Source organism: Nocardia implantans (assembly GCF_035544775.1).
In the GTDB taxonomy this organism is placed as follows: Bacteria; Actinomycetota; Actinomycetes; order Mycobacteriales; family Mycobacteriaceae; genus Nocardia; species Nocardia implantans.
This window is the reverse complement of sequence record NZ_JAYKYQ010000011.1, coordinates 214,582-226,684: the sequence shown is the minus strand read 5'-3', so window position 1 is coordinate 226,684 and position 12,103 is coordinate 214,582. Positions and strand designations below refer to the sequence as shown.

Annotated in this window: 7 protein-coding genes and 1 pseudogene; 3 read left to right on the top strand and 5 right to left on the bottom strand. The window is 68.6% G+C overall.

From position 1 onward, the window contains the following. Positions 1 to 301: 301 nt before the first annotated feature. Complete coding sequence (locus U3653_RS25730; RefSeq protein ID WP_323124592.1) at positions 302 to 2,251, bottom strand: vWA domain-containing protein; 1,950 nt, start codon at positions 2,249 to 2,251, stop codon at positions 302 to 304. A 25-nt stretch (positions 2,252 to 2,276) separates the two neighbouring features. Beyond that, positions 2,277 to 3,671, bottom strand: a complete 1,395-nt coding sequence (locus U3653_RS25725; RefSeq protein ID WP_195082592.1) for an ATP-binding protein — start codon at positions 3,669 to 3,671, stop codon at positions 2,277 to 2,279. Between the two features lie 86 nt (positions 3,672 to 3,757). On the opposite strand from U3653_RS25725, the gene U3653_RS25720 reads away from it, so the two are divergent. After that, positions 3,758 to 3,910, top strand: a complete 153-nt coding sequence (locus U3653_RS25720; protein ID WP_195082591.1) for a CopG family transcriptional regulator — start codon at positions 3,758 to 3,760, stop codon at positions 3,908 to 3,910. A 20-nt stretch (positions 3,911 to 3,930) separates the two neighbouring features. Then, positions 3,931 to 4,269 carry a VOC family protein gene (locus tag U3653_RS25715; protein WP_195082590.1) on the top strand — a complete coding sequence of 113 codons (339 nt, stop codon included), beginning with the start codon at positions 3,931 to 3,933 and terminating at the stop codon, positions 4,267 to 4,269. A gap of 340 nt (positions 4,270 to 4,609) precedes the next feature. Here U3653_RS25715 and U3653_RS25710 read toward each other — a convergent pair whose 3' ends face one another. Further along, positions 4,610 to 6,313 carry a hypothetical protein gene (locus U3653_RS25710; RefSeq protein WP_195082589.1) on the bottom strand — a complete coding sequence of 568 codons (1,704 nt, stop codon included), beginning with the start codon at positions 6,311 to 6,313 and terminating at the stop codon, positions 4,610 to 4,612. A gap of 423 nt (positions 6,314 to 6,736) precedes the next feature. Further along, positions 6,737 to 9,187 (bottom strand): FHA domain-containing protein, encoded by a 2,451-nt coding sequence (locus U3653_RS25705; RefSeq protein ID WP_195082588.1) that lies wholly within the window; start codon positions 9,185 to 9,187, stop codon positions 6,737 to 6,739. 735 nt (positions 9,188 to 9,922) lie between these two features. Between U3653_RS25705 and U3653_RS25700 the strand changes: the two are divergent. After that, a pseudogene (locus U3653_RS25700) lies at positions 9,923 to 11,089 on the top strand (transcription termination factor Rho, short form); the annotation flags it as partial. A 133-nt stretch (positions 11,090 to 11,222) separates the two neighbouring features. Here the strand turns inward: U3653_RS25700 and U3653_RS25695 are convergent. Continuing rightward, a complete protein-coding gene (locus U3653_RS25695) occupies positions 11,223 to 11,924 on the bottom strand; it encodes a MerR family transcriptional regulator (RefSeq protein WP_195082659.1) in 702 nt (233 codons plus the stop codon). Between the last annotated feature and the right edge of the window lie 179 nt (positions 11,925 to 12,103).

Genomic DNA, 12,103 nt, shown 5'->3' with positions numbered 1-12,103 from the left:
GAAATACGTGATAAATACCTTTCGGTATTCAATACCTATTGGTATTCAATACCCTTCGGTTTTCGTTCGGGACACGCCGAGCCGGACACAATAAATCCTCGATACGCCCGCTCGACTGCCGCCGTGCCACTTCCACGACACGCCTGCGACCGCGCACGCACGAACGTGCACGACCGCAACGGCACGGCCGCAGGAGGTCTCCCGCCGTACCCTGCGCCCGACGGCAGGAGCGGTTCGGAACGATGGACAGGCCAGCAGTGATCTCGCAGCAATTACAAGATCGACCCGGCGAGGCGCGACATCAGCGCCTGCCGCGCAGGTAGTCGCTGACCACGGCGGCGCCCAAGCCGTCGAGGTCGGGCGCCACCACGCGGCCGCCGCTGCGGCGGGCCATCAGATCGACGAAGGCGGCCAGGCGCGGGTCCTCGCCGAGCATGAACACCGTCACCGACGCACCCAATTCGGCCAAGGCGTCGACCTGCGCCATCGTCACGGCCAGCGTGCGTTGCGCTGGGGGCCAGTTGAAGTAGGTCTCCCCGTCCGGCTCGAGGTGGGCGGTCGGTTCACCGTCGGTGACGACGAGCACGACCGGCACCGCGTCGGGGTGCCTGCGCAGGTGCGCCGCGGCCAGCAGCAGTGCGTGATGCAGGTTGGTGCCCTGCTCCCACACCCCTTCCAGCGCCGTGAGTTCGCCGATGTCCACGGTCGTCGCGTGCCTGCCGAAGGTGATCACGCTCAGCGCGTCGGAGCGGAACCGGGTGCCGATCAGATGGTGCAGCGCGAGCGCGGTGCGCTTCATCGGCACCCATCTGCCGTCCTGCACCATCGACCATGAGGTGTCCACACACAGCGCGACGGCGGCCCTGGAGCGCTGCTCGGTCTCCATGATCTCGACGTCGGACACGTCCAGCCGCACCCGCCGATCCCCCGTCGACGCCGACCGCAGCACGGCGTTGCGCACGGTCCGCGAGACGTCCCACGGCTCGGTGTCGCCGAAGCGCCAGGCCCTGGAGCCACCGGTCGGCTCACCCGCGGCCCCGGCCAGGGCCGTATCCCGCTCTCCGCGCCGGGAACGCAAGCGCCCGACGACATCTCGCAGCGCCGTCTCGCCCAGCCTGCGCAGAGCCTTCGGCGTCAACCGCAACGACCCGTCCTGCGCGCGCTCGAAGATGCCTTGCCTGCGCAATTCACGTTCCAGCTCGGCCAGCCGCGCGGCGTCCACGCTCGCGTCCGCGCCGAGGTGGCGCTCCAGCGCGTCCAAGTCGATGTCCTCCAGCCGCGCGCCCGCGTAGGACTGGCCGAGTTGCTCGGCGAGCGCGTCGAGTTCGGCGAGGTCCTGCAGCGCTTGCGCGCCCGCGCCCAGGCCGAGCGGGTCCTCGCCGCGGAAGCGCCGCGCGGAGTTCCAATCCTCGCCAGGACGCAGCGCACGCAGGTTCGCGTCCAGCGCGGCGACCTGCTGCGCGATCGCCGGATCACCGAACGCCTGGCCGATCAGCTCGGACAACTCCGCACGCTGCTGCTCGGACATCGAGTTCATCATGCGCTGCGCGGCGGCGGCGCGGGCGGCGAGCGCGTCGATCAATTCCTCGGTGTCGCGCGGGTTCTCCGGGAAGAACTCGCCGTGCTCGGCCATGAACTCGGCGAACCGCTGCTCGGTGTCCTCGCCTCTGGCGTGGGCGGCGAGCAGGTCGTTGAGATCGGACATCATCCGCCTGACCCGCTCGACGTCCTGCGGGGTGGTGTTCCGCAAGGCCTCTTTCATGCCCTGGAAGCGCGACTCCAGTAGTTCGCGGCCGAGCAGGTCGCGAATCTTCTGGTAGTTCTCCCGGCCGGTCTCCGATCGCCAGGGGTAGTCGGCGAGTTCGGTGACGGCGGCGGCGGTGCTCGACGGCAGGGCGTCCAGTTGCGCTTCGGCGAACCTGGCGTCGTCGGAGGGGTCGGGGAACAGCGCGCCGCGCTCGGCTTCCAGCGCCTCTTCCAGCAAGGCCCGGACCTGCTGCAGCGTGCCGTCGAGGCGGTGGCTGCGGGCGATCTCGGCGCGGCGCTGCCACAACCGGCGAGTCAGCTCCTCCAGTCCTGGCATGGTGCGGGTGCCGCGCCGCAGGAGCTCTTGCATGGCGTTGCGCGGGGAGCTGCCCTCCATCACGTCGCGCCCGATCCGGTCCAGCGCTTCCCGCAGGTCGAGCGGAGGCGCCAACGGGTCCGGTCCGTCGTGATACGGGCCGTAGGAGTAGCGATCGGGGGTGGTCACGATGCCTCGCCGGGAACAGCGGCGGTCATCGGCCGTACACCGCCGACCCGTCGTCGGAATCCTTCGCGATCTGCCGGGCCAGGTAGAGCGCCTCCAACGCGAACTCGACGGCCGAGGCGATCCGCGGCGGCGGATCGGCCGCGTCGACGCCGAGCCGTCCGGCGACTTCGTGCAGGACGGGCAGCTCGGGCAGCGCGGAGAGGACCTGCGCACCCGGCACGCGTTCCCCGGTGGTGACCAGGTGCCCGTCGCCGACCGCGTCGGCCAGCGGCCGCAGGTTCAGTCCGCCGAGCAGCGCACGCGCCGTCTCGGAGAACGACCGGCGCAGCAGGTGGGTGAGATGTTCCTGCTCGCGCCCCTCCTCGCCGGACTCGAACTCCAGCTTGCCGCGCAATACCGCGGGAACGGATTCCAGATCGACCGGACGCGCGACGGCGGGGCTCTCCCCCGTCACCGCGGATCTGCGCAAGGCCGCCGCGGCGACCGTCTCGGCGGCGGCCACCGCGAAACGCGCGGATACGCCGGACCGCTGGTCGATCGCGGGCGACTCGCGCAATTGCCGCACGAACCGCGCGAGCACCTCGATCAGCGGATCGCCCACCTCGGCCACCAGCTCCGCCTCCTGGCGCACCAGCGCCACCTCCGCTTCCACGCTGAGCGGGTAGTGGGTGCGGATCTCCGCGCCGAAACGGTCTTTCAGCGGCGTGATGATCCGGCCGCGGTTGGTGTAGTCCTCCGGGTTGGCGGTGGCGACGAGCAGCACGTCCAGCGGCAGCCGCAGGGTGTAGCCGCGGACCTGGATATCGCGCTCCTCCATGACGTTCAGCAGCGCGACCTGGATGCGTTCGGCGAGGTCGGGCAGCTCGTTGATCGCCACGATGCCGCGATGCGCGCGCGGAACGAGTCCGAAGTGGATGGTCTCCGGGTCGCCGAGGCTGCGGCCCTCGGCCACCTTCACCGGATCGACGTCGCCGATCAGGTCGCCGACGGAGGTGTCCGGCGTGGCGAGCTTCTCGGCGTACCGCTGCGACCGATGCCGCCACGCGACGGGCAGATCGTCGCCGAGTTCGGCGGCCAGCCTGCGCCCGGCCGGGCTGATCGGGTCGAGCGGATGCTCGCCCAGCTCGGCCCCCGCGATCACGGGCGTCCATTCGTCCAGCAGGCCGGCCAGGGTACGCAGCAGCCGGGTCTTGCCCTGGCCGCGCTCGCCGAGCAGCACGACGTCGTGTCCCGCCAGCAGGGCGCGTTCCAGCTGCGGCACGACCGTCCGGTCGAACCCGACGATGCCGGGCCACGGGTCGCCGCCGGAACTCAGCAGCGCCAAGAGGTTCTCGCGGATCTCGGTCTTCACGCCACGCGGCAGATAGCCGGCCGAACGTAGTTCGCCCGCGGTCGTGGGCAGGTGTTCGGGAACTTTCACGAATTCGACGCTACGTCCATTCCGCCATCGGGTCGACCGAAACAAACCGGATGCACGCTAGCTTGCTAGCATGCTAGCATCGCCGCGTGGGTGACGAGGAAGTGAAGCAGTTCAACGTGTACTTGCCGATCGGTCTGATCAAGCAGGTGAAATTTCGCGCCATCGAGTCGGGCACGTCCCTGTCCGCGCTGGTCGCGGACGCGTTGCGCGCCTATCTCGACGACACCACCGACAACTGAAGCAACCGAAGGAGAGCGATATGACGACCAAGGGCATCGAGGGCGTGCACGTCGAGACGCACAACTGGGGCAAGACGGCGAGATTCTTCCAAGCCCTCGGCTACGAGCCGGAATTCACCACCGACCACAGCTCCGGGTTGTTCCGCAACGGCGACGGACCCTACGTCTTCATCGCGGAGATCCCGAACAATCAGACGCCGCGCACCCAACTGGTCCTCACCGTCACCGACGCCGACGCGTTCCGTCCGAACGAAGACATCGACGTGGTGGCGCCGTTCGAGGCGACCCATTACGGCACAAAGGAAATGACGGTGCGCGATCCCGACGGACGCACCTGGAGCCTGCAGGCACAGGGCTGAGGGCCCGCCACGCCGAGGCACCGCGCTCGGTACGCCGGACCGCGCCTCGATGTTCGCACTCGAGCGGGCCGTCCGTGCTCAGGTAGACGCACCGGGGCACGGCAGCCCCGCGCGACCGCTGGTGCGCGAATTCGCCACGGCGGATGACCGGTGACTCGCTGCGCCCAGCGACAATCCGACGCCGCTCAGCTCACCGAGTGGTGAGCTGAGGTTCGTCGGCCGCGCGGTATGGCAGCGTCCTCCCGCGCCTGCGCAATCGGAGCGGGACATGCGAACCAGCGCATCGAGCCGCGTTCCGCTGAACAGGCTGTGGTCGAACCGAATCGCCGTGCCGCTCCGCTCACCGAGTGGTGAGCTGAGGTTCGTTGGCCGCGTGCGGTGCGGCGGCGTCCGCCGCCTGGATCGGAGCCGAGTGCACGGCGGCGATCGGTGCCACGTGTTCCATCCGCGGCGCTTGATCGTTGCCCGCGGCGCCGGGCCCATAGTGCTGGGCCATGGCACCGAGCGGTTCCAGCGCGGCGCCATTCGATTCCGGATGCAGCTCGGCGGCCTCCGCGCGCACGACGTGCTCGGTGGCACCCGCCACCGCGTCACGATCGGCGGCCTCCGCGCGCGCGGCGTGCTCGGTGACCCCAGCCATCACGTCACGATCGTCGGGCTGGGGGTTCGCCTCGGCGGCCTGGAAACGCGGGTCGTGCTCGACGACCGTGCCGTCAGCCGTCGGCGCGGGACCCGTCCGATGGGCCTCGCCGCGCGCGTCATGCCCGTCGGCAACCTCCGCGACTGCGGGTGCACTCGGCTGGGGCGCGGCCGGAGGCTGCACCGGCTGCTCGCCCGGCTCGGGCTGCTTGACCGACCGGATCCGGTTGAGCGTCTGTCGCACCGCCGCAGCAAGACGCGCGTCGAGGACGGCCTCGTCCGGACTGGCTTCCACGGGCGCTTCGGGACCGCCGGCAGCAACCCGTTCGACCGCGGGCAGCGGCGTCGTAGCGAACCACAGTTCGGTAAGTTCGGGCGCGGGAACAGGGCGCGTGGCGACTTCGGCCGCAGGGGCGGGCTGCTCCGACGCGGCGTGCTGTTCGGTCTGCGGTCCGGCCGCACCCTCCGCGCCGGGCGCGGGCGCTTCGGCGCTCGCGGGTTCGCTCTCGCGGCGAGCGGTCGTCGTCGGCTCCATGAGGATGCTCGGCAGAATCTGGTTCCCCGCGCCACCGACCTGGGTGAGCGCCGCCAGCCGTTCCTGGAGATCCTCATGGTCGGGCACGGCGGCGGTCGCTTGCTCGATCGCGCGCCCGTAACGCTCGGCGACGAGCCGGTGGGTGACGAGCGCGACGCCGATCATGATCGGCGCGATCGCGTGGATGCCGATGCCTGCCATGTCGCCCGACCGGAAGTACGGGAACGTGTTCAACGCGATACTCGCCGTCAGCAAGACGCCCTCGACGGTGTAGACCTGCCACAACCGATCGATCACGCCCCATTCGGCGGTGTCACCCGTGGACAGCATCAGCGCGACCAGCACCGCGCTGATCAGCGCCTCCAAGCCGTAGGACAGCCAGAACATCGGATTGGTCGCGCCTCCGGTCGGCGCGATGTTCTGCTGCACCGTGACCGCGGAGAACAGCATCGAGAACGCTACGACTCCGGCCAGCAGGCCCAGCACCCGCGGCTTGCGCTGATGCAAGCGAGCGACTTTCGCGTGCGGGCTGCTGCTGTGGCGCTGCTCACCGATCGCCTGCGCGGCGCGCAGCAGGTCGGCGGCTTCCCGTTCGGCCAGTTCGGCGGCCGTGCGACGCACCCGCTCAGCGGCGTCAGCGGCCGCCTGGATGCGCGCGCGTTTCTCGTGGCGTTCATAGTCACGCACGAGCTCGGCCAACTCGCGGGAGGCGGCGAGCTCACGCTCCGATAGTGCTTCGAGCAGCGCCGGATCGTCCTGGTGGGCCAACCGCTCGTGCGCGATCTGCACCCGGTCCGGCAGCGCGCCTGCCACCAGATCATCCACCGGCGGCGCCCCGGCGGGCGCGTTGGTCGTGAAACGACGGAACATCAGCAAAGAACCTTTCCGACGGTCGAGTGTTCCAGACGCAACGCGCCATAGCTGCTTCGGCCGCGCCGAACCGGACGACCGACTCGGCCGAGAACGAAAAGATAACTCGTCATCGAAATCCGTTCGACCCGACGAGCAATCATGGCTGCTCGGGGACAGCGGGACGAATCACCCGAGACAGAACCCTGGCCGCCGTGCGGACAGTCGTTTCCGACCGGCACTCAGTAGCCTTCCGGCGAACCGTTCGGCGCCGCTTGCTGCACCGTCGCCCGCAGGTCGTGGCCGGAGACGCCGTGCCGTCCAGGCGGATGTTCGAACCGGCGGCGCCCGTCGGGAATGCAAGCGGCGGTCCCGTCACGCGGCAGGGAAAGGCACTCAGAGACGGCCGGGTAAGTCCCCTGGACGCGGTCTCCGGCGGAAGCGTCAGATCCTCGCGCGGCGGGCGCCGCGGCGCCGCGGACGCAGCTGATACAGGCGATACCAGGCCAGCGCCAGGAATATCGCTCCCAAACCGGCGACGACGCCCATATCGAGCAGCCAGGTGCCGATGGTGTGCTTCCACAGCGGGTCGGGCCCGCCGTCATGCGGCGCGAGAGTGTCGAGGTCGAGAGTCGCGGCTCCCGCGCCGAACCCCCAGCGGGCCGGTGCTATGTATGCCAGCTGCTCCAGAACGGGAGTGCCCGGCAGCCGTACCAGCCCGCCCGTGAGCACCAGTTGCGCCATGGACAGCACGATCAGCAGCGGCAGCGTCTTCTCCGACGTGTTCACGGTGACCGACACCAGCAGCCCCAGTGCCAGCGACGCGATGCCGAGCAGCGCCATCGCCACGATCAGCTCCAACTCGACCGAGGTGAACAGCCCTTTGGGCGGCATACTCACGCCGATGGTGCCGATCAACACCAACACCGCCGCCTGCAGTGTGGTGATCACGCCCAGCACCAGCAGTTTCGACATCAGGTAGACCCCCGCCGACAACCCTGCCGCGCGTTCTCTGCGATAGATCGTCTGTTCCTTGACGATCTCGCGGATCGAGTTGCCGGTGCCGACGAAGCACGCGGCGAAGGCCAGGACCATGAGCTTGGTCGGGGCATCGACGTTCGTGCCCGGCGGCCCGGTGAATCCCGCGCCCGAAGGCACCGCGGCGATCAAACCGCCCAGCAGCAGCGGCAGCACGCCGAGCAATGCCAGATAGCTCCGGTCGGACGCGATCACCGCCAGGTAGCGCCGGCACAGCGTGCTGAGCTGGCTGAGTTCGGACTGCGGCGCAGGCGGTGGCGCCGGGGTGTGCACTTGCGCCGGGCCGACGTCATCGGTGAGACCGACCGCCACGTAGCGCTCGAAGCGTGGCGACGCCTCGAACTCACCGGCCCAGTCCCGGTCGTGCTCGCGATCGAACGCCTGGAACACCTCGGCCCAGTTCCCCGCGGCGAACTGCTGCAATCCTTCCGCTGGCGGCCCGTAGTAGGCCAGCCTGCCACCGGGCACCAGGACCAGCAGACGGTCGCAGGCGTCGAGATTCGCCACGCTGTGGGTGACGACGATGACCGTCCTCCCGTCGTGCGCCAGCTCGGACAGCATCTCCATGACCGTCTTGTCCAGGCCGGGGTCCAGGCCGGAAGTCGGCTCGTCGAGGAACAGCAGCGACGGTTTGGTCAGCAACTCCAGCGCGACGCTCACGCGTTTGCGCTGGCCACCCGAGAGCTGGTCGATGCGGGTATCGGCATGCCGCGCGAGACCCAGTTCCTCGAGCACCTCGTCGACCCGCTGTTCGCGCTCCTCGGGGCGCGTGTCGCCGGGGAAGCGCAGCTCGGCCGCGTAGAGCAGGGCGCGGCGGGTGGGAAGCTGGTTGTGCAGGATGTCCTCCTGCGGGACCAACCCGATGCGGTGGCGCAGCTCGTCGTAATTCGCGTACAGGTCGCGGCCGTCGTAGCGGACCGTCCCCTCCGTGGCGGGCCGCAATCCCGTCACCGCGCCGAGCAGCGTCGACTTACCCGCGCCGCTCGGTCCGATGACGCCGACGAGCGAGCGCTCCGGGATGGGGAAGCCCACACCGTCGAGCAGCACTTTGCCCTCCGGTGTCCGCACGGTGAGGTTCTGCACCGAGACCGATACGTCACCGGTGTCGACAAACTCGCGCAGTTCGTCGCCGACCAGCCGGAAGGTCGTATGCCCCATCCCGATCAAGTCGTTCTCGGACAGATCGGCGGTATCGACACGGGCGCCGTTGACGTAGGTGCCGTTGTGGCTGTCGAGGTCGACGATCCGGTATCTGCCCGCGCCGATCGTCCGCAACTCGGCGTGCCGGCGGGAGACCATCAGATCGTGCGCGACGATGTCGTTGTCGGCGGAGCGTCCGATCCGCAGCGTCGGCGACGTTATCCGGACCACCGCGCTGGGGTGGTGCGCCGGGGGCGCGGAGCGCGACACCCGCCGCGACAGGCGCGGGTCGAACTTCGTAACCGTGGCTTCGTCGTCGAGGTCGTAGCCGGGATTCGGCACGATCATCGTGTCGCCGCCGGCATCGCCATCGGGCTCTTGGCCGGGTGGCGTCTCCACCGAACAGGCCAATTTCTCGCCGTCGACGGCGTGCCCGAGCTGGAACGTTTCGTCGTGATCGATCACCATTCGATCGACGCGGTGACCGTCGAAGAATGTGCCGTTGAGACTGTGCGCGTCCTCGATTTTCCAACCGTCCGCGCCACGCTCCAGAACGGCGTGCAAGGAGGAGACCCGCGGATCCGAGACGACGATATCGGCCGCCGGATCGCGACCGACGTTATATGCGCCCCCGGCGCGGAGCCGATAGACGCGTTCTCGCGTCTGCACCACGAGAACCGGCTCGGGGACTTCGGTGGAGGAAGAACCATCCGCCATAAAGGGAGTATACGACCGCGCGGCACGGTCACCGCAATAGTCGCGCGCACCTCGATCTTCCGCGGTGCGCGCCCTACCATCCCGAAAATGCCGCGTGACCAGCGCGAACAGGTGCGGGCGACAGAAGGCTGACCAGGCATTCCCCCAGCGGCCCGCCTTGTCGTACGCAGAAAAGTGCCGAATCCGGGATTTGGATACGGAGCTTGCCGATGCGACCACCGAACCGGTGTACGCGAGGTCTCACTCCGCCTGGTTCTGATATTCCGTGTTCGATGCCGAGGTAGCGGTCCGCCGATCGGAGATTCAACATGCCGAATTCGACGATATTCCAATTGATTCACAACACGCTCCCGCAATGCTCGACTGCCGCAATACGATTCCTTCCACAACGAAATGAATGTCTGGACGGGCAGTAGACGACTGGGCGAGCGCGCTCGCGCGCCACGGTGCGGCAGAGCGTCGTCGCACCATGCCTGTCGCAGCGATTCAGGCGACATGCCGTGGGAACAAACGGAAGCTATTGCGTGTTGTGCCTGATGCCGCTACTGTTGGTGCGGTCTTCATCTTGTGGATGTAGGTGACACTTCCCTCCCGCAAGAGTCCACATTCGCCACGGCGATCTCGTAACCACAGCATGTGCGCACCGGATGGCTCCAGCACACCTCTGCGCATGCACCGAGCGCCATTCCCAGCAGGCGGCATTCCACGGCGACCCGCCACATCCATAACCTTCCCAGGAGAAACCCCATGCAGCGCAACACGAATCACACCGAAGACAACCCAACCAGGGCGAACCGCACAACGCCGGTCACCGGCATCCTCGACATCAACCACAACCACGCCACACTGCACGTCGACGGATATCTGCCCGGCCCGCACGACGCTCATGTGCCGACGCGACTGGTCCGCGAGTACGGCCTGCGTCGCGGCGATACCGTCACCGGCGTAGTCGGACCCAAACGTGAGGGCGCCGAACTCGCACCGCTGGTCCGAGTCGACCAGATCAACGGCCTGCCACCGCGCAATGCCGAGGCGCGACCGCACTTCGCCGACTTGGTTCCCATCTATCCGCAGGACCGGCTACGGCTGGAGACCGAGCCGCACGAACTCACCACGCGCGTCACCGATCTGGTCATGCCGATCGGCAAAGGCCAGCGCGCCTTGGTCGTCGCACCGCCCAAGGCGGGTAAAACCTCCGTGCTGCAATCCATTGCGCACGCCATCGCCAAGAACCATCCCGAATGCCAGCTCATGCTGGTACTGGTCGGGGAACGCCCGGAAGAGGTGACCGATCTGTCCCGCGCGGTGCCTGCCGAGGTCGCCGCCGCGACGTTCGACCAGCCCGCCCACGAGCACATCGCGCTCGCCGAACTGGCCATCGAGCACGCCAAACGCCTCGTCGAAATGGGCCATGACGTCGTTGTTCTGCTGGACTCGCTGACCCGGCTCGCCCGCGCCTACAACCTGGCCGCCGCCGGGTCCGGCCGCATCCTCTCCGGTGGTGTCGACGCCGGGGCGCTCGCGCCACCGAAGAAATTCCTCGGCGCCGCCCGCAATATCGAGCACGGCGGCTCACTCACGATCATCGCCACCGCCCTGGTCGAGACCGGCTCACTCGCCGACACCGTGATCTTCGAGGAATACAAGGGCACCGGAAACGCCGAACTGAAGCTCGATCGGCACCTGGCCGACCGGCGCCTGTTCCCCGCGATCGACATCGACCGCTCGAGCACGCGCAAGGAGGAATTGCTGCTCACCGCCGACGAGCTCACCGCCACGCGATCCCTGCGCAAGACCCTCGCGGGCCGCGACCCGCAGCAAGCGCTCGAACTGCTGTTGACCGGTCTCCGGCAGACCGGAACGAACCCGGAATTCCTGACCCAGATCCGCAACGCGGGCTGAGAACGACGGCCGAGTTACCGTCCGCGCTCGGCCGAGCTGCCGCCAGTGCTCGATGACCTTCCGCACGATCGAGAGGGGCGGCGAATTGCTGTGGATCGTCTCGGAAGAGCTGAGACTCGGCCCGGCGCAGTCATCACTCCTGCGCCTGATCGAGCATGGTGAGGTAGGCGTCGAGCTGGGCCGCACCGGCGAGAAGGTTGCGGCTGCGCGCGGTCAACCGAGACTGCCAGGAGTCCAGAAAAGCGCGCAACGGGTCCGCGCCGCCCGCCTCGCGCAGTGCCTCGATGAATCGCGCGACCTGGGAGAGCCGGTAGCCGCCTCGGCGCAACTGACGTGCGATCTCGGCATCGCGAACGCAGTCCGGTCCGTATTGGCGGTAACCCGTCGCCCGATCGCGTTCGGGGCGCAGGATCCGATGGGTCTCCCACGTGCGCAAGGTCGCCGGGTGCACGCGGATGCGGCGCGCGAGTTCGCCCACGGTCAGCGGCCGACCCTGGAGAGGAGCCGGTGTCGCGGTGGACAGGCTGCCCAGCGCCTGCGCGACCTCGGTGCGGGTGTCACGTTCGGCGAGCAATGCGACGTGCGCGGCGTCGATCAGCCGGTAGACCGACTCGGTGTCGCCGCGGTTGGCCGCGCGCATGATTTCCATCGCCTGCTGGTGCCCGTGTCCGCCGCGCAACGCGAGAAAGGCCCGTAAGGCCTGGGCGTGCAGAAGCGTATAGCGCCGGTAGCCGGTCTCGCTGCGTTCGGTCGGCGGAAGGATGCCCGCGTCGTCGTAATTGCGGATCGCCTGTGCCGACAGCCCGTGTTCCCGGGCGAGGTCGATGGGACGCAGCTTGCACCTCCGATTGAGGATCTATCTCTTGCACGTATTGGCCGAGCCAACCACCCGCCGCAGCCTGTTCCCGGCACCGGCCATACGCGCCGTGCTACCGCCGATCGGCGATCTCCCAGGCCACATCCCGGCTTATCCCGGCCGACTCGAACGGCGACGCGGTGTCCTCATCGCCGACA

Excerpts from the sequence above, each read along its gene's own strand:
- U3653_RS25715 (WP_195082590.1), top strand. The coding sequence starts at position 3,931 with ATGACGACCAAGGGCATCGAGGGCGTGCACGTCGAGACGCACAACTGG.
- U3653_RS25705 (WP_195082588.1), bottom strand. The coding sequence starts at position 9,187 with ATGGCGGATGGTTCTTCCTCCACCGAAGTCCCCGAGCCGGTTCTCGTG.
- U3653_RS25710 (WP_195082589.1), bottom strand. The coding sequence starts at position 6,313 with ATGTTCCGTCGTTTCACGACCAACGCGCCCGCCGGGGCGCCGCCGGTG.